The following is a 22,825-nucleotide window of genomic DNA, read 5'->3' as shown; positions in this document are numbered from 1 at the left end:
TCCATCATGTCTGAAAGGGACCAATGAAAAACAATGGCGATATCGGCTATGAGTTTAGCAGCGGTTTCCCAGTCGAGGTGTCCCGCCGCTTGATAAAAGACTCCAAAATCTCTCCAATGCTCGACAAGTCATTAATATCGAGTTCTCCAACCGCTTCATGTGCCCATCCAGAAAGGCGTGCAACCATAGCAATTGTTTGCTCTATGCCTTCTTTTTTGTCGATTGCTTGCACATCTTTTGTTTTGGGGCGCCGTAAGGTAATTGTGGTGTGCTCTTTTCCTTCAAATGTGATAGGGACAAGTAATTTATGTGTAATGCTTGTTTGGACGGTCATTTTTATAATCCTATATTGTCTCTATGGTCTGCGAGTTGATTGACACCATTGAATTTTCTGACGAGATTGAGGACGTCTATCTCAACGATTTCAACGTCCTTCTGGACATATTTGAAATACTGCAATGTGAATGTAGCCGTAGAAGTTGCTTTTCCTCCCGGTTGCCATTCTGCCATTTCAAAGCCTTTGCAAAGCCCTCTCATGGTAATGACAACACCTTCTGCGGGGGTGCCTTGAGCTTGCATTGAACTGCGCAATGAGATGTTGACATCGGTGCGCCCCAACAGTGCCATCAATTCTGGAGAGCAATCAGAAATGGTCATGCTAAGTGTGAGGGTTTCAAGACCAAGGTCAACTTCAATGGAGCTATCCATGCCACCCCCGCGATAACTTTCAACAACCAAACTCAAATTCGGTAGGGTGACACTTTCACATTTTGCCTGATAGGGAATACCATCGACAAAAATGTTAAAATATTTCAAGACTCTGGGTAAAACAGGTACGGTCATTAAAAGATCTCCTCTAAGTAATCATTCACAATGCGTGAACGGAACGTGATATGTTCTGCAGGTGTTGTGGGGGTGAATTCGACATTGAAATAGACTTTGCCGCTCTCAATGGCGCTTGCTGTATTAAGCTCTAGATCAGGCGTACAGCGTCCACCAAGAATAGCGCCTTGTGCTTTTAAATCACGCAAATAGGCATTGACGCTTTCACTAACATCATTCATGTAGGTCTTTTTGATATTGCGGTCGACAGCCCATAGATGTCCGCGCAAAATGGCATCATTGATCATATCCGCGGTGCGCACCACCGATAAGAAAGCAAATTTTGTATCGCTTGAGAGTGTGCGATTACCCCAGAGGCGATAGCCGTTTTCCCGAATAATGGTTGTGATGTTTTGTTCGTTAAGAAGGTTAGCGCGGCTTGATCTGTCCCCAATGGAAAAATCAATAGGGCGTGCAGTTCCCACAATGCCATTGATCACTTTATTGGAAGGAGAATGCCAAAAACCGTTGTCAAAATCTGTTTTGGCAATGACACCAGCAACCGCTGCACTTGCCGGCTGTTCTATGATTTTTCCATCACGATTTACCTTTACAAACGGGTCAATGAGAATGGCGCGTTTTGAATCAAAATCCTTTGCTGTGCTAAGGGCTGCTTCATCTGTGCTGTTTGGTGCATCAAGCACCACAATGGCGCGCAAACGTTCTGCTATGCCAATGAGTTCTGCTGCAACAGGATTAGAGGTTGTACTGATTTCGGCTTTGGCTGTCGCTCCAGTGCCATCCCCTTCAATCGTCACATTTGGGGCGGTGTGATAATCAAAGCCACCGTTCTTAATGACAACAGAAGTTACTTTTCCATCTTTCAGGATTGCTTCTGCTTGTGCACTGCCTTCGATTTTAACGCGTGCTTGTGTGTAACCACTGCCTTGGTTCGTTACATCAATCTTGCTAAGACTTGTAGGGCGTTTGTGTGTAAAGCTTGGAGCGATGAGAATGCGTGGTGTTTGTCCTACAATGGACCCCGCTCCAATCAAAGCATGGACGCCTTCATAAGCACCATTTGCGTTCACACCGCCTAGAACATTGGTGAGTGTTGCATTTTCGTTGTCACCCTCGTTCACGCGTACGACAACGACAATTGCTCCTACTTGCTTGAAAATAAGATCAAGGGCATTGGGTAAAGTGCCGCGTCGTTTACCCGTTTTATCGAGTTTTGCAGCTTGTGAAAGAGAGCCTGCTACCAAAACCGGTGTGTTGAGAGGGAATGCTTGTTCATCGGCATCGGGTGCTGTGCCAACAATCCCGATAACGGCAGACTGAACCGCGCGAAGGGGGCGGGTGCCGTCGTCAACTTCAATGACTTCAACACCGTGTAGAAAACCTGTTGCCATACTTTATGCTCCTTTAAATGAGGGATGAATTAAAATGAATGGGAAAAATGAGAGGCGAAAGCCGTTCTTGCGAGCGACTTGACAAAATGTTTAAAACCGTTAGATTCATACAAAGGTGCCTAACAAACACCTTAAAACAACAAGCGGATTGGTTGCCGAAATAACTAATCTTCCGCAGACTAAAGACTTTGACTCATTATATGCGCGTAGCGTATAATAGTGTTGTCGGGTGTGGTTATGCTATACAATACCCTTTTAGGGGAAGGCATAACGACGGGCTTGTTGCCGTGTTTGTTAGCGCCCGGCATTCTTCATTGAGTGTCATTAACAAACATTAATCAACAAGGAGTTCACCATGAACAATTTAGTGACAATCAACAATGCTGGTATTGCTGTCACAACCTCTTTAAAAATTGCCGGTGGTGTGGGGAATAGCCACGCTACAGTTATAAAGCTGGTACGTCAAAACATTGAAGACTTTGAAGAATTTGGAAGGGTTGGATTTGAAATCTCACCCTTTGGGACCAAAGGCGGAAGACAGAAAAGAGTAATTGCTATTCTCAACGAACCACAAGCCACTCTACTCATGACCTATATGCGTAACAATGATATGGTGCGTGCATTTAAAAAAGCCCTTGTTAAAGCTTTTTATGATTTAAAAAACAAGTTAATGGATAATGACCGCGATACACGGTTTGATTTTCCAAGTAACTGGGATGAAATGGGAGCGACTGAAAAGGCTGTTTATATTTATGGACCTCTCCACATGCATCTTGTTAGAGCCTTTACGTTAGTAGAAGAGAGCAAACATTATAAAACGCTTGTTGAAGAAGCCAAGCAAGTTTTAGGAAAAACTATTGTAAAAGCTGCTTAAGTAAAAAACATGACTCATCTCCTCGCCTTGAGGCGGGGAGGTAGTTAATGCCATAAAATATCTTTACATAATACATATTGTACGTATAATACGTATTATACATTAAAGATAGGATGTGCATATGAAAAAATATAGTTTTACAGATGTAAACCGCGGGGCAGGCGATATTTTAGACGAGGCTATGTCTACACCTGTCGCTTTGACAAAACGAGGGCGTGAAAAAATCATTATGCTTCCTGTTGATTTATATCATGAATTAATAAAATCCCATTCTAGTGTACAATCTTTTGTTTACGCAGATGCACCGCAAAATATATTAGACGATTTAGATCGTGGTTTAGATGACATTTTGAATAGTGATGAACATGTTTAAAGCAGGGGATGTTGTTCAATATTATTATTTATGGCACGAACAAGCGCAAAAAGGTGAACATTCAGGGCGTAAAGCACGTCCTTCTTGTGTCATGGTTAAAACTGAAAGCCATTTCTTTTTGTTTCCTATCACTTCTCAAGAACCTATTAATTTGCAATTTAGCTTAAAAATACCTGAGATAGAATGTAGACGTGCAGGGTTGCAAAAGCAATCTTGGGTGCGTGTTGATGAATTTAATGTTGTTCCTTGCGAATCTTTGTTTGACTTTGAAGATTTAAAACCACAAGGGCGTTTTAGTCTTTCTTTCATGCGTAAAATTGCACTTAAAATTAAAGAAGTTAAAGCAATAAAACCACTTGGAAAAGTTTCTAGAGACTGAGTTATACAATTAAGCAGTATGGAGTGTCGGAACTTTGCTAACATCTGTTTCACGCTCTGCATGCCAAGCATCATAATTGGCTTGCATACGTAACCATATTGCTGCTCCATTCCCAAACATTTTGCCAAGACAAGCCGAAAGAGAAGGAGAGACAGGCTTTTTGGCATTTAGAATATCATAAAGATGTTGGCGTGATATACCGAGCATTTGTGCAATTTCTGACTTTGTTTTGCCTGTTTCAGGAATAATATCTGCTAAAACTTCTCCTGGATGAGTAGGACAACGATTAGGATTGCGTATAGTCATAGATAGTCTTCTTTGCAATTAACTTAAAAACCATTACAATCTAAACAGCATAACATCAATACTGTGTAATTTAAGAAATGAATATCAAACCAATTTGTACAGAGAGAGATTACCAAGAATCTTTAGAAATTGTGTCTGCAATGTTTGACAAGCAACCTAAAGAGAATACTCTAGAATTTGATAGAATGAAAGCTCTTGTTTTGTTAATTGAAGCTTATGAAACAGAGCACTATCCTGTTTCTCCACCTCATGCGTAAAGAGAAGAATAGGTGCATGGAGGGGATAAATTTGCACGTTAACATCAAGGATTTTACAAACATACCAACGGCTGTCTGATCAAATATTGCTAAAAACTTAGATCCCTTGCCATTCTTAATAAAGTGAATACGAAGTTTAAATTCTATTGCCATTTTGCTCTCCACATTAATGAAGAGACCATAACAATCATCTACACTCTCTCATAAGACTGACACTGTCAGTCAAAAAAGTCCTTTAAAGGGCTTTGAAAGAGCTTTAAAGGGGATTTTAAAAACATACAAAGCCAGCTTATACAACAAGCATCATTAACACTATTGTTTGAGTGCCTAAGCTTCTTCACCTTTTTCTTGTGATTTATGGCTAAGCTCTGCCATTGTTTCTTTATCCACCATGGGAGGAGAAAACACTCCGTCCTTATAAGTCCAGCCAATTTGTGCTTCACTTGAGGGGATCGATTCACCATCAAAGGCGTGAACATAATCTTCTGAGGCTACAATAATATTTGTTACCACACCATTTTCAACAACTGCATATTTCATAAAAAACTCCTAGATAAAAAATCTCAACAAGATTGCTCCGTCACCACCATTGCAGCCATCTCCACCAGATTTTCCTGGAAAGTAGCCACCGCCACCGCCGCTGGTAAAACCATTTCCATCACCACCATTGCCGCCTTTCCCACTGTACCCCCCTTTTGCGATACCATCACTGCAACCACCACCAGCACCACCATAAATAGAGCTTCCACCATGTCCAATGTTTGTTTTGTAGACAATAAAGGGGCCGTCGTTACTTCTATAGTATGCGTAGCCACCACCACTCCCGCCACCGAAAGTAGAACTACTGCCATTGACGCTGGTATTGCTAGAGTAATAGCTGCCACCGCTACCGCCGCGACCACTGCTGTTGGCACTTCCTTCACTGCCACTAGTTGCGTATCCATAATATCCGCCACCTCCACCACCGCCTTTTATATTACTGCCGCCTCCACCGCCACCCCACGCCCATATTTCAATATCGGTGTAGCTATTAACACTATCAGGAAATGGAATGGGTCCACTTTCTGTCATGAGGATTTCAAGGGGATTAAGCGCGGTAACTTCTTTCAGTTTTGCAATCTCATTGCGTATTTTTTGAAGGACAGTGGTAGCCTCATCTTTTGTGTAAAGTGCCTTACCATCAACAGTTGCTGGACCTCTAAGCATGCTTCCACTTGCACTTAGACTTGTCACAACTTTATTATTGTGGGTGAGATTAAACGACGAATTACCTAACAGCTCTAAGCCACCACTCATGCTAACTTTGCTGGTAAATTTATTATAACTTTGCCATTTATTTGGGCTTGTGAGGCGCCCATAGCTTGTTAGATCTTCATTGATCTTGGCTCTAAAGTCATCAAGCCCCACGATATCTTCGGTTTTATGTTGGTGCGCACCTAACAGGGAGACAGCACTGCCAAAGGTAAAGTTATTGTTGCTTGATTTGTAGAGAACATAGTTGTTAGCGGCATCTTTTGCCCCCTCGATATCGCTTAAATCGGCAAAAGTGAAGGTTTTATCCGCTGCCATTTTGCCATTGAGAGCGCTTTCTAGATCTGCGACATCACTTATGCTATGCGTGTGCTGTAAAGGCGCTTTTCCCTCTACCTTTTCCTCAATATCAACAATGGCTTGATCAAGTTTATTGAGGTTTTCGCGCAAGATTGGGAATTCAGAACTGATAAAACGCCCCTCTTTAGGCAATTCCATGTCGAGTTTTTTGGTTTTTGTCATGTCTCATTTTCCCATTATAATATGCCAGCGCCAAAATCACTCACCATGGATCGCGCAGCAGGTCCACCGGTAAGGGTCAATTTCAAGCGCGCTTGTTTGGCTGTTTTGTCACTGCTGGTAAATTTTCGTTCTGTCCAAAGTGGTTCAGCGAGTTGTTCTGTTTCGTCAAGTTTCAAAGGGGTGAAACCACCATCATCTAGTTGCATCTCCAGTGAAAAGGTTGCACCACCCGGTAAAAAGGTTTTGATATAGCTGGTCAACCTTGCCTTTTCACCAAAGGCAAAAGCACGCGTGATATAGGTCGCTTCCTTATGGATCTTTCCCGCAATCAACTGAACAGGAGCAAATAACACCGGTGAGAGCTTTTCGGTGCCTTTAAGAATAGCGCGAAGCTTGACCTTTTCACTGATATATTCAGTAAGACTGAGCAATTGAAAGGGAAGAAGTTGATAAATTGTGCCATTGTTTCGTTCAATTTCAAAGATGACAGAACACTCACTTGAAGGCAACTCAATGGCTGCGCGTATTTGCAAATCAGAGCAGTCTACAAGGTCAAAGGTGCCTAAATCGACAATCTTTTCTGTTTGCCTATAGCGTGCAGCGAGCACTCGAAAGGCTAAAGCCTCATCTTGATGGGTGCTCCAACTTTGTGCGTTAACAGAAGAAAAGCGTGGACCGGTCACGTAAGGGTGACTTGAGACAAATCTTTGGTGTTCTGCATCAAAATCTCCAAGCTTTGCTAGTGAGACGGCATGATCAGCATCATCGGTTTTAATGATAAAAGCAGTGAGACGATCATTAGGAACTAACAAGGGGATATCATAGCGTGCCCCAGCCCAACCTAGCTTTGCGCCCTTCATAGAATAAAAGCTTTGTGCTTGAATATCGGCGGTAGGATAGCCGTTTTCGGTTGTCACCAAATCAATCACCAGATCATGGTTCTGATTGCCGATTTTACAAAGATGAAAGTCAATTCCAGTGATTTGCCGTGTTTCATCGGGGGTAAAGACTTGCGCTTGTGGGTCAAATTGCGTCCATATCTTCACTGTTGTGGTGCGCCGCATCACTTTCACATCAATCAGACCTTGTCCGGTAAAAAGTCCCGTTGCAATGGTGCCCCCTTTCCCCCGTGCCACAACATTTTTTGTGCCAGCGGTAATATTTTGTGGAATCGTGAAAGTTTCCTCAAGGGCGCCTTGTCTATCGGCAACAAGGCGGCTCGCTGGCAAAATATCCACACCATCAAAGGTAAGACTTTCCAAGATTTCGCTACTGCCAAAACCTTCAATTTTAAAGTGAAGGGTAATTTGTCTTAAAAAGTCGATTTGTTCTTGGTGTGTGTTGATGAAATTATCGCTTACTTCTGTTCTACGTATGGTACTGCCGCGATGTTTTCCCATAATGATTTGATTGGTCACGCTTGAGAGCCAATCGGTGCGCTGTTCATGCCAGAAGTCTGTTGCGGGTTCAAGGGTTACTGTACCAGGCAGGGGTGCAAAATTTTGATAGGGGTTGATTTTTTCGCAAGCCGTTGTCAACTCTTGCGCAATGATCACTTCATTTGTCCAGTCAAGGGTGACAGGCGCTTTTAAAGGAGTAGTATAGAATGTTGGGTCAATGGCGAGCTGTAAAATGCCGTTGCCTACAGCCCCCGTTTGTTGAAAGCCTTCATCTCTGTAACTATCATCAAGAAAAGGGTCTGCAAACATGCCCTTTTTGGCAACAGGTTCTTTAGAGTCAACATTGCTTTTAATACGCTCTAATTGCATCAATCGATCAAGCGAAAGCACCCGTTGAAAATAGCGCCACATCTCATCATAGGGGGCAACACGGGTGCCATCATTAACCACAACCGGCGTTTCAAGCCAATTGTTGGTAATGGTTGCAAGGGACAACACATCATCAGGGACACTGGGTGCCATGGGTTGGTCTACTGAGATACCTTTGATGTAAACCACATTGCCCCCCGTGTTGAGACCAATACGGTCAATGCGGGGGAGTTTGTAAGTGTAACTGACGATAATATCACCACCTTGCGCCCCACCTGAGACAGTGATTTCCTGCGCTGTTACTTTATCAGCCGTGATTTTTGCGCGATAGCGGTAAGTCACCTTATAGCTGCTCCCTGCTAAAGGTTCGTCTCCCACCGGTGCCCAATCAATGGTGTCTCCGGTTTTTTTAAAATCTGTGCCTTCTTTAAATTCCTTGCTTCCTTGAACGACTTTAATAAACGCGGTGATGCTTTTATCAGGAACACCATCACGCCCAGCGGCAACGGCACCACGGGTGACGTTAACGGTTTTTTCTTTTGTCAACAAAAGAGATTGAATATCGGCAATAGGAAAATAATAGGGTTTAAAGGTGAAACTTGTTTTCCCTTTTGGGGGCGAAAAAATGTGCGTTTCGCTAGGAACAACGCTTGTCGAAAAATCTTCCATCTCTTCATGGCGCAAAGCTGCTAAGCGTTTGCGTTTAAAACCATTGATATTGGCTTCTCCCTCTTGAATGCTAAACACTTGGCAACCGTTATTTGCTCCCAATGCACTTACACGGCATCCCCCCACGATATAATGCCCATGGGCGCGGTCGTACGTCGCAATGGCTTGCATGGCCGGTTCAAGGAGTGAGGGCGATTTTTGATCAATCAAAACGCCATCTTGTAAGATATAGACCGGAAAGAAAGCCCCTTGCTGCTCATCATCTTTGAGAGCCCAGACAAGTTTTGCGACTTCGCGTGCCGCTCCGGGCTCTCCTTCTGCCAAACTGCCGGCAACTTGCCCCAACAGCTCTGGATCATCTTCATAGGTCACCCATTTCTTTTGTAGCTTGACACCAATTTCTATACGACCCACCATAGAAACATGGGTGAGAACAGCATTTGCAACGGGAAAAATATCCCCTGCAATATAAATTTTGCCCTCTGTTAACGTGACAGTCCTTGTCTCTTTATTGACAAAAGCATCAGCCCGTTCAACGCGGTCTCCTTCTTTTGCCACAAGGCGTCCCAAACGGTCATGACGCCCCCTGATGATGGTTTGAACCTCATTGAGTTCACCTGCTTGAAGAAAAGGGCGCTTGCCATAAAAAACCACGCTTTGTTGTTCGTCTTTGCCTACCGATCTGTCAATTGCAAAGGGTAAACCACTTTCATGCTTCATGTTAAAACCTCAATAAAATTTTGAATTGTTCGCGAACATCAGCACGCAAAGGAATGTTGACCGGTGTTTTAAGAATTTCTACACCATCACGCAGTTCATGAGCTTCAAGCCAAAGCTTGCCAGGAGGGGTTTGTTGTGCAAGAGAGCCATGAACGAGAATGGAAACAAAAGCTGCTTGTTTCCCGTCAACATCGTGAAAATCTGTGCGAGCTGCAAGAAACAACAGAGTGCCGGTTGGGGAAGGGTTAAATCTGTTGCTACAATGGTTGTAAACACCCTCTAAAACCTGCTCTACAGGCGCTACAGCATAGCATCGGCGATACCCAATCAGAGTGTTGTTTGCGTCTCTTAAAGCCAAATAAAGGGGACGATTTTGGAACCACTCTGCCATGAGTATATCGCGTTCATGTTTTTTGACCGAACACCAGGGAAAATTTGCCAAATCCCAAGGGTAATCAATTTGGTTCCAGCTTAACTCCTCGTCAAAGTCATCTATCCAATTGCCAATAAGCTTGCCTTCTTCTTTTGTGAGGGTATGATTGATTTCTGTTGTGCGTCCAAAGGAAAACAAAGTTCCCCCAGCTGTAAGACAGATGCCACTCTCAAAATCCAACATGCTGTCATCAAGGCGTGACATATTGCATTCAACAGCTCCAACATCATACCCATAAACACCACGACGAAAATCAGAGCGCAAACTTTTGGAAAGTCTCACGATTGCTTCAACGGCTTCAAGCTGTGTTCGTTCAGGCAACTGTTAAATTCAAGTTGAAAGGAATTCCACCATGCACGCTCTGACCATGCGGGCTTAAAATGCGCGGAAAGCTCTAACCATTGAAGCCCCATCTCTATTGCCATAACAGACCCGCGCAGGCGTTGCCATGCAAGCCCTTGATCAATCAAATCATAGAGGTTTGGAACATAAGGTGTCAGTTCACCAAGTCCATATTCTTCAATCAACCATGGCAAAAAGCGGGGAGGGCGTGTGATCAGTTTTGCACGTGAAATCCCCAAAACAGCTCCATCAACATCTTGATGAAAGTTGCAAGCATCGGCAAGGCGTTTTTCAAATTCTGTTGCATGTGAGGGGAGAAGGGAACCAACCATTAGCGTGCACGCCCTTTGAAGTTTAAGGTGATTTTGCCAATCGATAAGATTTCTTCATCACAAACTGCACTGTCCTTTGTGGGTGTAATGGCAATCACTTTTTGGACACCAGGGATCATCAGTTTTGAAACCCACCACGAGAGGCTTAATTCACGACCAATGGCTTGTTCTTGTCTCCACGCTGCTCTTAAATTTTCCTCCATTGTCGTGAGAATTTTCAAAGATGTTTCCGGTAACAGCCAAACATCTGCTTCTAAGTCCAGCACTTTTTTAACAGCAGCGTGAACAATGATTGTATCATTGGTCATGATGATATTTTTTCTGTGAAGAGCTTCTGAGACTGTTTGTATGAGATCTTCAGAGGCTGTTCCTTCTTCATTGTTGCCAAAAAGAGCAACATAGATGGTTGGGTTTTTGCCTTTACGATAGATAATCGCATCTTTCACTCGACTATCGGCTGTTAAGGCGATAAGCTTGTAATAGGGTTCTGTTCCACTTCCGTTTCCTCCACGGGCATGAAGCTGTATGCGTTCACGATATCTCTCGTCACTTTCCCCTTCCATGCGGGCAATACCATGCCAGTTTCCCAAAGCATCAAGAGATTCACCGATTGCAAAATCAAGAATGTTGTTGCGTGCCGCTTCGTTAATACGCTGTCTTAACAGCAACTCTCGATAGCTAAAAGCCTCAATGACTTTTACGGCTGGATCACTTTCAAGAATGGTATATTCAGGCAAAAGCTCTTTTAAATGGGCAAGAGCAGCAGCGCGTATTTCTTCAAAAGAAAGTTCTGTGATGATTTCCGGTTTTGCAAGCACTCCATTCATTTTATCAATAATCCTTCCATGGTAATGGGCTTACCGGATGGCAAATAAATGCCTTCAAAGGATAAAGAAACGTGTCCAGTCTCACTCCATTTAAAATCAATTTTTTTCACTTTAAAACGCGGTTCCCATTTGTCTAAAGCCTCAGCAACGGCGGCATAAAGGGCAACGGCAAAAGCATTATTCACTGGTGCATCAATGAGTTCTGCAACGCGTGAACCATAATCACGACGCATGACTCGTGTGCCAATGCGTGTTGACAAGATATCAATAATCGATTGCCGCAAATGCTCTATGCCAACCAAGGACTTTCCCGTTGTACGATCCATTCCACTGTTCAATTGGGACCTCCTGTCATCGAGCCACCAGAATAAACACCTCCATGAACATGGGTTGCTCCTACATTGGTGCCGTTATGCTTTAAGCTACTTGAATGAATGGAAACATTATTTCCAGAATGAAGAGAGAGACTATCATTCGAATTCAGTGAAATGTCACCACCAGCCTTCAAAGAGATGCCGCCCTTTGCCTTTAAACTTAGATCACGTTCTGAAGTGATTTTTATGCCCTCCGGTGCGCTGAGCTCTAACTTACCAACATCTCCTTTGAGTGATACGCCATCAGAGATTGTTAGGATAAATTTTCCACCCGATTTTATATTGAGGGCATAGGTGTTTTGTTCATCATCATATTCAAGGCTGGTTCCATCAGGGTATATCGTTCGGTGAATGCTGCCCTTATCGGCTGCTTGATTAGCATCTGTATGAATGGAACCCACAATCATCCCTTGCGATAAATCCCCTGATGATGAAACAACAATCACTTGCTCTCCAATATCGCGCCCTTCATAAGAGCGTGTTTTACCGGCGCGGGCTTGTGTGTCTGGAATCCAGACACTGACAAGACCTCCAGTTTTTACTCGATAGCGTGCGTTTTTATGGTCGACATGGCTAATTTTCCCCACCACAACCATATTGGCTACGCGTCTCTTTAAATCGGTGATCTCCTTATCGCGCCGCTCTAACATAGTCACCTTCAATTTTATGGTATTTGTCTTCGTTTCCCACACCTGTTTCTGGTTTAAAACCGACAAGGGGTTTAACAACTCTTGCGGTTGCATTTCCTTCATCAGGGCAGGGGATATTGGTTATGTGCGTCACGTCAAAGGTTAAAATTGCACCGTGGAGTGCTAAAGCGCCATTATCACCAAAGGCAAAAGCAATATTTTGCAGGCGGCATGTCTCAACGGTGTTGTTAAGATTGGGGTTGGCATGGAAAATCTCTTCAACTTCCCATGCTAATTGGTCAACAAAACGTGCGCCATCTTCACATGTTGCATAGCATTCAACATCTACTGTTAAAACACGCCGCCTTAAGCCAAAATCATGTCCATCTTCGATGATTTCACTTTGCGTTGAGATATTAATAGCTGGCATTGCTTCAATAAATAAATTGAAATCGCGCATATTGAAAACATTATCACCAGCTACTGTTTTTGCTGCCTTTATCAACGCAACAAATGTTTCTCTTATCGTCTCACGGGGGGGCATGGGGGCTCCTGTTATTTAACATTTATCCTTTTCTTTATATTGGTATCGTGTTATGATACGTAAAAGAACGAATAAAGGTGATTTGGTGATTGAATCTTTTGCTGATAAGCGGTGTAAAGATCTTTTAGAAGGCAATCTGCCCAGAGGCTTTCCCACCACTCTAGTGCGTATAGCCCAAAGAAAGTTGTTTATGCTCGATAAAGCAGTTGATCTTAAAGATTTGCGCAGTCCTCCGGGAAATCGTCTAGAAGCGTTGAAAGGAGAGCGTAAAGGTCAATATTCTATCCGTATTAATGACCAGTTTCGTATTTGTTTTGAATGGCGCTCTAATGGTGCCTATGAAGTTGAAATCGTAGATTATCATTGATCTGTAGGAGGTCGAGATGAAAAATTATATAGCGATTCATCCCGGAGAAATTTTACGAGAGGAATATTTAAAAGAATATGCTCTGTCTGCTTATGCTCTTGCAAAAGCATTGAATGTTCCACGCACGAGGATAGAACGTATTGTTGCGGAAAATAGTCCAATAACTCCTGATACGGCTCTCAGACTGGCTTCTTTTTTTGATACGACAGCTGAGTTCTGGCTTAATATGCAAGCTGCTTATGATGTTCATATTTTACAAGCAGAAAAAGCAGATGAATTTGCCAAAATTAATAAATTTGAATGTACAATTTAACCATCTCCCCACCTTTGAAGTGGGGAAGGAAATGTTTCACCTTAAGCAACCTTTCTAATGGGGTTCTCGAAATTTGGTTCATAAGCGCGCAACAAGGAATCCATGCTATGCGGTAATTCTGAAGCTCCAAAATCTGTAAGAATTGCCAAGATCTTTGTAATATTGGGTACGTCATTTTGAAGTTTTAAAACTAGAACCTTTTCTATTAATTCCATAACCTCAACTATAGCATTGCAGTCCTCATCTCCAATGCCTCGATGGTTAGAAAGCTTAAACAATGCCATCCACAAATCGCATAAGAAGTCGACACTGCTATTCATTGCACACCTCCGTGAATTTGCTCTCTTAAACATGCTAATCCTCTGGATGTGATTTTCGTTGAAGGGAGCACCTTTTCTGTACCATCCGGTCTTTGAATGGTAATAGCAGAACAATCCATAAATCCTTTCTTGATCTTGTCCTGATAAGGTAACAAAGGAGCCCCTGGAGCCCGTCGATACACCCAATCATGTTTACGCAAGTAATCAGTTAAGTCCTTAGGTCGTATCTCTAATATCTTTGCTGCTTCTATCAAACCAAACAAACCATCAGAGCGTTTTAAATCATCAAGTGCTTCTGCTTTTGGTGCTAATTCTGCAATAACATGGTCTTTCTACTCAATTTGACTTTGTAAGTGATTCAAGACACAAAGCAATGCTTCGGGTTTGGAGTAGTCAATTTGCGGTGTTGCTACTTGTTTCAAAAGTCGTTCACATTTGATAAAGTATTGACGTGCCTCATGCCCTTTGTCATTATGCTCTACCATCGAAAGATGTTTAGCCATGTCTAATGTAATGTGGTATTCTTTTATTTTTCCACCGTTTTCTAAATTCAGACTTTATTTCCAAAAACGCAATATAATTCACGTGCGTCAACAGTTTGAACTGTTTACTTGGCCAATAGTTTGTTCTTTAATTTCTATAGAGTATTCATGATGAACTCCTTACTACTTAGACGTTTTGCATTGACTCTTTAATTAGAAAGAGCCGAGCACTGAAAAACACAGTAGTAAGTCCGTTGCTATGTTTTTCTGTGAAGGTGTTTTATAGCATAACCAAACCCACAAGATCACTATATGCGAGTAACATACAATGGGTCAAAGCCTTTAATGTGCGAAAATAAACTATCTTGGTAGCTTGTCCGCTTAGTATTTAAGGTGTTCGTTAGGTTCCTGTTTCGATTATTCATACTCCTGTAATAATATCACTTTTTTCTAAAAATCATAAGCACATATTTACTTTATTTGTCGACTCACTTTAGATTTTCCAGCTTAGTTTTTTATTTATAGTGGAGGGGAAAATAATGCTCGACATACTTGACACAATTGCGATGATCGTATGTTTGTTGTCGTTACCGGTGATGGTTGTCGGACTTGTTTTAGTGTGTATAAAAAAATGGCGTAAAAATGGATTGAAAACCCTTGGCATTGGAGTCTTATTATTTCTCGGCTCTGCAATAGTAGGTGCGTTTTTTTTCAAAAAATCGAACCAGATCAAGTGGCGTATAATAATGAAATTTTTTCCTCCTCTTCGACTTTATTAATAAATGTTGTCGCTCAAAATGAAAGCGTGACACGGGCATTACCTGAGAATACAGATAAGCAAAATACCCATGTTCAAGACAAAAAGTTAGACGAAAATGATGGTCTAGGTTTTTGGGGATGGTTCAGGTTAATTTTCTTTGCATTTATTGCATTGTCTATTTTTGTTCATTGGCAAGATAAACGCAAAAAACGTTTTAAAGAAAACATTTCAGAGCAGGTTTTAATGCCTCCTCCCCATCTCCATCCTTCTTCTGATTTATCAGTTGTTAATAAAATGTCGCCGGAACTTGAAAAAAAACGGTTAGAAAAGAGAGTGCAGATCTTTCTTCTTTGTGCTCTACTGATTGGAGGCATTGTTGTAATAATAAGTATTACGCTATGGTTATTAGTACCAATTCTTATCATTTTACTTTTGATTATCCCTGTCTATATTGCAAGTAAAAGGGAAAAATGCTTTGAAGAAGAAGTTGCTTTGTGGCAGTCAGATATTCCTCCCTCTAATTTTGAGGAAGCATGTGAAATGTTTCAAGAACTTGACGCAAGTGAGTATGATTATCGTTTAGCACAAAATGAAAAACTGTTGGGAGTTCAAGAACGCGTTACCTTCAATATTGGTGAAAAGACTCCACTTTTAGGACGTCTTTTAGTAACAAATCAAGCTATTGTATTTGAAAGCTCTGAAGATAATGAAAGGACTACTTGAGAAAAAATTGCATCAGTATCTATAAAATACCAAGGATGTCACATCAGTCACCGTACCGGTCGGTGCACCATGGAATTACCGATTTAGTTCTATTCCAAGTCCAAGGTTTGTAGCAGTAATCCGAGCTCTTGGGCAGCCTTATTGATTTTTAAACACACAAGACAAAGATGTTTCATTTTTTTGTCTCCCGCAAGATAAGTTTATACATACCGGATTCAGAGGCTTGGACATTTGTGATCACGAAGTGTTCTTGAGAGGGGGCTTTGTTGTTTTCAGGTGAGATGACCACAATACTATCTTGAGGTTTTGGTGGTATTCCCCCGATATCATTAATACAAACATCAAGTTCCTTTTTTGCGATTGTCGTGGGGATTCTGCCTCCAGCCTCCGATTCCGAATGTTTAATGCCATAAATCGCTGTAATCCAAAACGATTGTTGATTATCCTTTCGCTTGTAGATGACGGGCTGCCCAAAGGTGTTGCGCACATCTTTAATCATTTGTTTAGCAGCCCATGCCATCGCATGTTATTTCGCTCCAATAACGGCTTTGAACAGCATTTCAGGACGCGTGCAAATATAAAGTGGATAGCTGCACACAACAAGTTTGGCCCATGTGTTGTAACCAGAATCTGGAATAAGAACAGTATAAAGAGGTTTTCCAATCGTATGAGAAAAATTCTCAATTTCTGCTGGTGCAAAAGCTTTCTGGAAAACGCCAGGCGCATTGGCAGGAAAGAATTGGCATTCATCAGGCTTAATGCCTATGGCGCGCTTTGTTCCAACATTCGCACTCACATTATAGTTATGAACACTCCGGTAATTAATGAAAGTGACACCAGCAAAGTCAAAACTGCTAAAGCTCCCTGAACCAATTGCACTTGGTGTTGCAACATCTCCGGCGCTATTCAAAGTTTGTGAAAAAGCTGTGTTGAGATAGGTCTCACGAATTGTTTTATGGTTTTTCAATTTGGAGAAAAATTCATGTCCACAAAGCCCAATAATGCGTGAACGATCAGTGAATGCACCCTTTGAAGTTTCAATCATTTTCATAATGACTTGATCAACGTGGTCCGCAACATTTGTTGTTTCAACATTCAGTTTAAAATCAATCGGCTCTGGTGGTGTAATTTTCCATTCCTTGTACCAATCAACAATCACTGAACCATCGGCATCAAGAACAACACCTTGAACAGCGCCAAGTTGCATGTTTTCCCATATCAATTCGATTTCAGAAATCAGTTTCTTTTGTTTTCTGACAATATATTGCATTGCCATCTCTAACTGATCTTCTAATTTCAATTCATTCCAACCGTAGATTTCTTCTATTTTAATAGCATCACTTTTGGCAATCCGTGTTGTTTTAAAAAAACGAAGGCAATCAGTTTTGTCATCATTTGCACAAGACATACCACGTTCACTCGTTTGAATAAGTGATATATCTCTCCTTTCAATACTAACTATTGCTGTATTTGTCTCGATTTTTTCAAAAAGATTGAGAGAACCGATAAGACCTGGTTGAAATGCATAGTCTCTAATCGCTTTCATCATGCTGGAAGCTGAGAAAGCGTCGTGTTTAAAAAAATTTATATCCATATGTATAATCTCCTATCACATTGTAACATAATTTTGGTTATTGTCTTCTAAAGATTGAATGGCCGCACTTTTTTGTTCATCTGTAATGGCATCTGGCCATAGCAGTTCAGAAGCTTTTACAGTGCATAAGCGTGCTGTAATCACGGCACGTTGATCGGCTTGAGAGGCATCAACAGTGGCAAAAGAAATTCCAGCAGGGATTTGGCTGCCATCTGATTCTGCTGGATTAAGGGGGGCATATTTTTCTGATGCTGTAATTTTCCCCATGACAGTTCCTGCTTCAATGAAGGCTCCTGATGCAAAAACCACTTCTTCGTTTGACATATCCGTATCGTAGGGTCCAAGATAAGCGCCATTGCGTACGTCTTCATAAATAATATTATTCATTTTATTGCCCTCCAAGCTGTGTCCCATTTTGTATGAATTTTTGCCTTACTCGTTCCATCACTGTGAGGAACCGTGGGTGATAATTTAAAAGATGAACTTTTCGAGACAGCAGCAGTTAAAACAACATTTTTTGCTTTCTCAACATTCATGCCGCTTTTAATGGCTTTTGCGGCATCAAAAGAAACGCCTAGGCGCTTTGCTTGCCTTTCAAGGTTTATCAGTGCTTTGCCACGTTTTCTTTCCTTTTCAAGAGCAGCTTTTATGCTTTCTTGTTTATCTTCGTCCTCATCTTCGTCTTCGTTTTCTTCTTCATCGTCAAAGACTTCGGCATCTTCGTCAATGTCGCTCTCGTCCTCTTCATCTTCATCTTCGTTGATGATGTCGACAATTTTTTCATCATCCTCTTCTTGGGCGCGGTATTGTGTGCGTGCCATGTGTTTTTTCCTTCTTTTGTTGCTGTTGGGGTTTGTGATATGGAATCCGTTAAGGCTTCCAAAGCTTGCGCAAGGGTGCCCTGCGCATCTGCTAATCCAAGCTCTAAAGCTTGGGTGCCTATAAAAGTTTCTGCTTTTGTGTCACGAATTGCGTCCGCACTCAGAGGTCTGTTTTTTGCAACCCAATCGATAAACATCTCGTAGAGCAGGGCGCAATCGGCTTGCATTTTTATCTGTGCTGTATCGCTCAAGGGTTCGTGAGGATTGCCATGCGTTTTGTGATCACCTTCAAAAACAAAGATCCATTTAAGCCCCTGTTTCTCATCCGCACGAGATTGGTCAAGATGGGCGCAAACAACCCCAATGGAGCCTACAACACCGGTGCGTGCAACCCAGATTTGAGAAGCCGCACAAGCAATGGCATAAGCCGCCGAGCAAGCAAATTCATTGGCATGCGCCCAAATGGGTTTATTGTATTGTTTTGAAAGGGTTTGAAACTCTTCAACCAAATCAAAGATGCCACCGGCTTCTCCACCACCACTGTCAATATCAAGTAAGATGGCATTCACATCAGGCTGTGCCATGGCATCACGAAAAGAAGCTCTTAACCCTTCATAAGAAGTCAAACCCGATAAAGCTCAAAGCCATGCACCGCGGCGTACAAGCGTGCCATGAACAGGTATTATAGCAATATTGTTTTGCACCACATAGGTTTCTGGTGGTCTGAAAGCTTCTGTACTCCCTTGCGAATAAGCTTCAATGGGAAACTTTTCGCCTGCAAAAAGGCGTGGGGCAAGAGCATTAAGGATGATATCAAGCTTTGTGGAGGCAAGCATGTGTGGAACCCCAAAAAGCCGTGATGCCAAAAACGGCATGTCAAGATTATTCACCATTTTTGTGTGCCTCACTGCCTTGGTTGCTTTCATAAGTTTCAGAAGAGTCTGAATCTTCATCATCAATCGCTTGATTTTCACCAGAGAGTGCTGCCATATCTGTATCAAAAGATAAGCCGCGTGCACGAGCGTCTGTGTGCTCTTCCTCAAGTTCTGCATGAATGCTGTCGATATCAAAGCCGTGTTCGGCCAGTGCCATGCGTCGTGTTTTCAAGCCTGCACGAATTTCTTCTTTTTCCGCTGAGATATCCTTGTTTGGATCAATCATTTCAAGCGGGGGCGCAAAGCTTTCACATTGAAGCCATGGCAAGGAATTTTCTTCCCATCCGGGTAAGTGAACGCGTCCAGAAAGTACTGCCATTTCAACAAAACGTTCCCAAACAATGCGGTTAAACTGAAAGGCAATGATATGTTCACGCCATTGTTTGACATGCCGTCTAAACTGAATGATAGAGGTTCGCACATTGGAAAAATTACCGCGCGTAACGTCTCCAGTAACAACGGCATAAGGCATATTGAGAGCCGAGCAAATTTTTAAAATATTGCGAAATTGGAAAGCCTCATAAGAACCTCCAACCTCAACAGGATTAGAGAATGTAACCTCTTTATTCTCTCCTAAATAAAGAGATGCACCGGGTGCAATGGCAGGTGCTTCGTATTCTTCTTCAACGTCGTTTTTATCACGATTATCGGATAATTTTGCGACGTTTGGGGAATTGTCCTTGACAAACGCCGCGAAAAGAGCCGCCGTCCTTTTTCGATCAAGTTCTGCATCATCATAGGATTCGAGTTGAAAGATTTTTGTCATAGAGCGCGTTATTTTGGGAGAACCGCGCAATTGTCCGGCAATCCGGCGTTCTTTGATATGAATGACCATTTCAGCAGGGACACGCACGCGCTCTTGGCTCTCAAATGCCATATTTGCAGGGACATCATCATAGGGGTGATGTTCCCAGAAATGATAAGCAACACGCTTGCCACTGGCATTAAATTCAATCCCCATACGAATGTAATTGCCTTCAATATCAGCCGGTCCATTGTAAGTAAGGTCTAACATTTCGGTGGGATAAACTTGTAATTGAAGCGGCACACCAGAGCGCCCGTAGAGGTCAACATAATGTAGTCTTACAAAACATTCACCAGTTAGAAAGACTTCTCGTGCAATGGTTGCTTGAAGTCCATAAAAATTGGCATCTTCATCATAGTCCGCCTCATCAACCCATTGCCACCATAAGTCTAAAAGCTTTTTCTTTTCTTCTTGAAAACCTTCAATACGAGGATAGGGTTTAATCCCATCACTAACAGCCGCAGAGACCCATTCTTCTGTTGCAGACCCATAAAGAGATTCATTGTCATAAAGCCATCTTGAACGGGCAACAATGGTATCACCGCATTCTTCAATCGCTTTATTAATATGTTTTTTTGCGGGGTCAAAACCACCCATACGGCGGCTTTTGCTTGCCGCTTCAAAATGGGGATTGTGTTGACGAGAAATTTTAAAAAAGCCCGTGAGTTTATTGATAAAGCCAGCCATTAATAGCCTCGTGATATATTAAAATAGAAAACGCGTGAACGCTTGCGTCCTTCAAGGTTGGCTATTTGTGTGTTCAGCATCTCAAGCGCTCTGCGCAGTTCCTCAACAGAGCGGTTACTGACTTGCTTATCGCCATGGCGTACCGATTGTGCACCTGAATAAAGAGCCTCTTCAATTTGTTCACGCCGCCTTTTTAAACTTTCCAGTCTGTTAATTTTGCTGTTAAATTGTCCTAAAGTTTCATCCACAAATTACCTCCAATCCCCTCGCATATAAGGATTCATCACTGTTCTGGATTGTTTCCTTTGAGGTTTTGCTATCTGAGATCTTCTTGGAGAAGTGAATGAAGAAATCCCAGATGTTGGTTGCTCTACAGAACCTTCAATTTTAAGTTTTTCCAAACGCTCTTCTAAGATATCAACTTCTCGATTAAGGTTTATTCCCGCCGAAATCAGACCTTGTAAAGCCGCATAAGCATAGACCCTACAATCCAAGGCTTCGTTTCTTGCCTTTTCACTTTTTTGCCATTCAATACGCTTGAAGCCTTTGAAATATTTGATGACTTTTCTTTCAGCAGTTAGCTGGTCAAAATATTCCTGGTCAAGGCTTTTGTGAAAGTGTGTTGCACCAGCCCCTGATGCTTCAGGTCCCGATTTTTTAAACCGTGCCGTGATAATATCTTTTGCCGCGTCAACACCAACAATATAGAGATTAATCTGCCCCTTATTGTTTTTGCTTGGTCGGCGTGGCCATACCGCACGCCATCCCGCTTGCCCCTTAATGCCCCAGATACGCCGCCCTTCACGCGGGCGTACATAATTATAAACTGCCTGTGTGTGTCCACCACCGGTATCAATACAAGCAGCTGTTATCCTAATCCCCTCTTTATAGCCTGGATGCGGCCAACGTTTTGCAAGATATTCATCCAATTGGTCCCACACTTCAAAAGAAGAGGGATCACCAAGGATCACTTGATAATCAATATGCCAACTTTCTTCACTACGCCCCCATCCCACCACTTCAAGCTCTAAACGGTCATTTTGCACATCAATGCCTGCTGTCAACACGACGGATTGTTCTGGTGCAAGGGGATAATCTTCGCGTTTTGCATAGAGGCTATCAGGATCAACAACTTCGCCTGTTCTATCCTCCCATGGCTCTCCAAGCACTGTATTGACAAAAGGCTGTAGAAGAGCTGGATCATCTTTGGCATTTAAAAACTCTCTTGCACATTCTCCCCATGTAAGCCAAGGTGAATAGAGTGCCGAAATATGATAAGAGCGCAAATTGGGTCTGCTTGATTCACTGGTGGGGACCCAGCATGCACCTCTTTCTTCACACATGAGGTCTGTTTTTCGGTGCACGGCATGTTCATGACCACAATGGGCACAAACAAACACAGCTTTTTCGGGAGCTCCTTTCGGCCATTTGATTTGTGACCAAACAATCGGCTGGAGTGTACCACATGCATCACAAGGCACGTTGTAATATCGCTGGTCTCCTAGTACAAAATCCTTGGCAATACGGCTTGTGTCACGGTGGGTAGGGGTGGACAATTTAAAGATCTTTCGTTGTACAAAGGTTGATGTGCGCTTTTCCGCAATCATCACTGGATCACCTTCGTTATCGACACTGAGAGGATAGGCATCAACCTCATCCAAAATCAGATAACGAATGGGCATAGAACGCAGACCAGCAGCACTGTTTGCCCCTGTAAGCATCAGAGCACCACCATCAAACTCTTTCGAAAACATGGTATTCCCACTGTCACGTGCTCGTGCTGGGGCTATGCGTTCACTTAAAACTGGACTTGCCATAATCATGGGATCAAGCCGCGTCTTTGAAAACTTTTTGGCTGTCTCAACGGTTGGCATGACATAAAGGGCAGGTCCTGGACTATAATGAATAGCATAACCGCAGAAATTTAATCCTGCCTCTGACATGCCAACCTGCGCCCCTTTCATGACAATGGTTGTTTCAATTGGCGCGTAAGAAGAAAGATTATCCATGATTTCGCGCAAATAGGGGGTGCGTTTTGTTCTCCACAATCCAGGTTCAGCACTTGCTACGGTGCTAAGGTATCTATTCTTATCCGCCCATTGCGAAACCGTGTATGGTGGGTCCGGTTGTCTTGCATCATTGGCATGGGCGAAAAATTCTGTAACAGCATTCTCATCCATTAT

The 22,825-nt window shown here is 42.5% G+C and carries 26 protein-coding genes and 4 pseudogenes; 8 read left to right on the top strand and 22 right to left on the bottom strand.

Annotated elements, in window-relative coordinates; all coding sequences use genetic code 11:
- Nucleotides 1–46 precede the first annotated feature (46 nt).
- Genes ACFILZ_RS07365 through ACFILZ_RS07355 form a run of 3 tightly spaced genes read right to left on the bottom strand, consistent with a single transcriptional unit; the run spans nt 47 to nt 2,234 of the window.
- Entirely contained in the window at nt 47–334 is a 288-nt protein-coding gene (locus tag ACFILZ_RS07365) for a phage tail assembly protein (RefSeq protein ID WP_375610711.1), read from the bottom strand.
- A 2-nt stretch (nt 335–336) separates the two neighbouring features.
- Entirely contained in the window at nt 337–843 is a 507-nt protein-coding gene (locus ACFILZ_RS07360; protein ID WP_375610712.1) for a phage major tail tube protein, read from the bottom strand.
- Nucleotides 843–2,234, bottom strand: coding sequence for a phage tail sheath subtilisin-like domain-containing protein (locus tag ACFILZ_RS07355; RefSeq protein WP_375610713.1), 1,392 nt, complete (start codon nt 2,232–2,234; stop codon nt 843–845). The genes ACFILZ_RS07360 and ACFILZ_RS07355 overlap by 1 nt, the downstream gene beginning before the upstream one ends.
- Nucleotides 2,235–2,589: 355 nt before the next feature.
- On the opposite strand from ACFILZ_RS07355, the gene ACFILZ_RS07350 reads away from it, so the two are divergent.
- From ACFILZ_RS07350 to ACFILZ_RS07340, 3 genes are all read left to right on the top strand, one after another.
- On the top strand, nt 2,590–3,108 hold the full coding sequence (locus ACFILZ_RS07350; RefSeq protein WP_375610714.1) for a Rha family transcriptional regulator: 519 nt from the start codon (nt 2,590–2,592) through the stop codon (nt 3,106–3,108).
- A 121-nt stretch (nt 3,109–3,229) separates the two neighbouring features.
- Nucleotides 3,230–3,481 (top strand): type II toxin-antitoxin system prevent-host-death family antitoxin, encoded by a 252-nt coding sequence (locus ACFILZ_RS07345; protein ID WP_375610715.1) that lies wholly within the window; start codon nt 3,230–3,232, stop codon nt 3,479–3,481.
- Nucleotides 3,474–3,860, top strand: coding sequence for a hypothetical protein (locus tag ACFILZ_RS07340; protein ID WP_375610716.1), 387 nt, complete (start codon nt 3,474–3,476; stop codon nt 3,858–3,860). The genes ACFILZ_RS07345 and ACFILZ_RS07340 overlap by 8 nt, the downstream gene beginning before the upstream one ends.
- Nucleotides 3,861–3,869: 9 nt before the next feature.
- Here the strand turns inward: ACFILZ_RS07340 and ACFILZ_RS07335 are convergent, their stop codons facing one another.
- Nucleotides 3,870–4,166 carry a HigA family addiction module antitoxin gene (locus tag ACFILZ_RS07335; protein WP_375607140.1) on the bottom strand — a complete coding sequence of 99 codons (297 nt, stop codon included), beginning with the start codon at nt 4,164–4,166 and terminating at the stop codon, nt 3,870–3,872.
- A gap of 77 nt (nt 4,167–4,243) precedes the next feature.
- Between ACFILZ_RS07335 and ACFILZ_RS07330 the strand changes: the two genes are divergently transcribed.
- Nucleotides 4,244–4,423: a hypothetical protein gene (locus ACFILZ_RS07330; RefSeq protein WP_375610717.1), complete on the top strand. Its 180-nt coding sequence runs from the start codon at nt 4,244–4,246 to the stop codon at nt 4,421–4,423.
- 327 nt (nt 4,424–4,750) lie between these two features.
- Here the strand turns inward: ACFILZ_RS07330 and ACFILZ_RS07325 are convergent, their stop codons facing one another.
- The 8 genes and pseudogenes from ACFILZ_RS07325 to ACFILZ_RS07290 form a co-directional block, all read right to left on the bottom strand.
- Nucleotides 4,751–4,963, bottom strand: coding sequence for a hypothetical protein (locus ACFILZ_RS07325; protein WP_375610718.1), 213 nt, complete (start codon nt 4,961–4,963; stop codon nt 4,751–4,753).
- Between the two features lie 9 nt (nt 4,964–4,972).
- On the bottom strand, nt 4,973–6,196 hold the full coding sequence (locus ACFILZ_RS07320) for a Bgr_08870 family protein (RefSeq protein ID WP_375610719.1): 1,224 nt from the start codon (nt 6,194–6,196) through the stop codon (nt 4,973–4,975).
- 14 nt (nt 6,197–6,210) lie between these two features.
- Nucleotides 6,211–9,354, bottom strand: a complete 3,144-nt coding sequence (locus ACFILZ_RS07315; protein WP_375610720.1) for a DUF4815 domain-containing protein — start codon at nt 9,352–9,354, stop codon at nt 6,211–6,213.
- Between the two features lies 1 nt (nt 9,355).
- Nucleotides 9,356–10,461 (bottom strand): annotated as a pseudogene (locus tag ACFILZ_RS07310) (phage tail protein).
- Nucleotides 10,461–11,288, bottom strand: coding sequence for a baseplate J/gp47 family protein (locus ACFILZ_RS07305; protein ID WP_375610721.1), 828 nt, complete (start codon nt 11,286–11,288; stop codon nt 10,461–10,463). Before ACFILZ_RS07305 ends, ACFILZ_RS07310 begins: the two are co-directional and overlap by 1 nt.
- Nucleotides 11,285–11,626, bottom strand: coding sequence for a GPW/gp25 family protein (locus ACFILZ_RS07300; RefSeq protein WP_375610722.1), 342 nt, complete (start codon nt 11,624–11,626; stop codon nt 11,285–11,287). The genes ACFILZ_RS07305 and ACFILZ_RS07300 overlap by 4 nt, the downstream gene beginning before the upstream one ends.
- On the bottom strand, nt 11,623–12,312 hold the full coding sequence (locus ACFILZ_RS07295; protein WP_375610723.1) for a phage baseplate assembly protein V: 690 nt from the start codon (nt 12,310–12,312) through the stop codon (nt 11,623–11,625). The genes ACFILZ_RS07300 and ACFILZ_RS07295 overlap by 4 nt, the downstream gene beginning before the upstream one ends.
- Entirely contained in the window at nt 12,293–12,835 is a 543-nt protein-coding gene (locus ACFILZ_RS07290; RefSeq protein ID WP_375610724.1) for a hypothetical protein, read from the bottom strand. Before ACFILZ_RS07290 ends, ACFILZ_RS07295 begins: the two co-directional genes overlap by 20 nt.
- Nucleotides 12,836–12,887: 52 nt before the next feature.
- On the opposite strand from ACFILZ_RS07290, the gene ACFILZ_RS07285 reads away from it, so the two are divergent.
- Both ACFILZ_RS07285 and ACFILZ_RS07280 read left to right on the top strand, forming a co-directional pair.
- Nucleotides 12,888–13,202, top strand: coding sequence for a type II toxin-antitoxin system RelE/ParE family toxin (locus ACFILZ_RS07285; RefSeq protein ID WP_375610725.1), 315 nt, complete (start codon nt 12,888–12,890; stop codon nt 13,200–13,202).
- Between the two features lie 16 nt (nt 13,203–13,218).
- The gene (locus ACFILZ_RS07280; protein WP_120100579.1) at nt 13,219–13,515 is read left to right on the top strand and encodes a HigA family addiction module antitoxin; all 297 of its coding nucleotides are present in this window, start codon (nt 13,219–13,221) and stop codon (nt 13,513–13,515) included.
- 41 nt (nt 13,516–13,556) lie between these two features.
- On the opposite strand, the gene ACFILZ_RS07275 is transcribed toward ACFILZ_RS07280, so the two are convergent.
- A complete protein-coding gene (locus ACFILZ_RS07275) occupies nt 13,557–13,835 on the bottom strand; it encodes a hypothetical protein (protein ID WP_375610726.1) in 279 nt (92 codons plus the stop codon).
- Nucleotides 13,832–14,386, bottom strand: a pseudogene (locus ACFILZ_RS07270) (phage antirepressor KilAC domain-containing protein); the annotation flags it as partial. The pseudogene ACFILZ_RS07270 and the gene ACFILZ_RS07275, both read right to left, overlap by 4 nt.
- Before the next feature lie 470 nt (nt 14,387–14,856).
- Between ACFILZ_RS07270 and ACFILZ_RS07265 the strand changes: the two are divergent.
- Both ACFILZ_RS07265 and ACFILZ_RS07260 read left to right on the top strand, forming a co-directional pair.
- Nucleotides 14,857–15,096, top strand: coding sequence for a hypothetical protein (locus ACFILZ_RS07265; RefSeq protein WP_375610727.1), 240 nt, complete (start codon nt 14,857–14,859; stop codon nt 15,094–15,096).
- Nucleotides 15,051–15,800, top strand: a complete 750-nt coding sequence (locus tag ACFILZ_RS07260) for a hypothetical protein (RefSeq protein WP_375610728.1) — start codon at nt 15,051–15,053, stop codon at nt 15,798–15,800. Before ACFILZ_RS07265 ends, ACFILZ_RS07260 begins: the two co-directional genes overlap by 46 nt.
- A 172-nt stretch (nt 15,801–15,972) precedes the next feature.
- On the opposite strand, the pseudogene ACFILZ_RS07255 reads toward ACFILZ_RS07260, so the two are convergent.
- The 8 genes and pseudogenes from ACFILZ_RS07255 to ACFILZ_RS07220 all read right to left on the bottom strand — a co-directional run bounded on the left by ACFILZ_RS07255 (nt 15,973) and on the right by ACFILZ_RS07220 (nt 22,822).
- Nucleotides 15,973–16,325 (bottom strand): annotated as a pseudogene (locus ACFILZ_RS07255) (hypothetical protein).
- 1 nt (nt 16,326) lies between these two features.
- Nucleotides 16,327–17,394, bottom strand: coding sequence for a major capsid protein (locus ACFILZ_RS07250; protein ID WP_375610729.1), 1,068 nt, complete (start codon nt 17,392–17,394; stop codon nt 16,327–16,329).
- Nucleotides 17,395–17,409: 15 nt separating this feature from the next.
- Complete coding sequence (locus tag ACFILZ_RS07245) at nt 17,410–17,781, bottom strand: head decoration protein (protein ID WP_375610730.1); 372 nt, start codon at nt 17,779–17,781, stop codon at nt 17,410–17,412.
- Nucleotides 17,778–17,930 (bottom strand): hypothetical protein, encoded by a 153-nt coding sequence (locus tag ACFILZ_RS07240; protein WP_375682360.1) that lies wholly within the window; start codon nt 17,928–17,930, stop codon nt 17,778–17,780. Before ACFILZ_RS07240 ends, ACFILZ_RS07245 begins: the two co-directional genes overlap by 4 nt.
- Nucleotides 17,931–18,040: 110 nt before the next feature.
- Nucleotides 18,041–19,108, bottom strand: a pseudogene (locus ACFILZ_RS07235) (S49 family peptidase).
- Entirely contained in the window at nt 19,098–20,642 is a 1,545-nt protein-coding gene (locus tag ACFILZ_RS07230; RefSeq protein WP_375610731.1) for a phage portal protein, read from the bottom strand. Before ACFILZ_RS07230 ends, ACFILZ_RS07235 begins: the two are co-directional and overlap by 11 nt.
- Nucleotides 20,642–20,890: a phage head-tail joining protein gene (locus tag ACFILZ_RS07225; RefSeq protein WP_375610732.1), complete on the bottom strand. Its 249-nt coding sequence runs from the start codon at nt 20,888–20,890 to the stop codon at nt 20,642–20,644. The genes ACFILZ_RS07230 and ACFILZ_RS07225 overlap by 1 nt, the downstream gene beginning before the upstream one ends.
- 3 nt (nt 20,891–20,893) lie before the next feature.
- Nucleotides 20,894–22,822 (bottom strand): phage terminase large subunit family protein, encoded by a 1,929-nt coding sequence (locus ACFILZ_RS07220; protein ID WP_375610733.1) that lies wholly within the window; start codon nt 22,820–22,822, stop codon nt 20,894–20,896.
- Between the last annotated feature and the right edge of the window lie 3 nt (nt 22,823–22,825).

This window comes from Bartonella sp. AP40SXNS (genome assembly GCF_042195825.1).
GTDB lineage: Bacteria > Pseudomonadota > Alphaproteobacteria > Rhizobiales > Rhizobiaceae > Bartonella.
The sequence above is the reverse complement of the archived record's forward strand: the minus strand, read 5'-3'. Positions and strand labels throughout refer to the sequence as shown.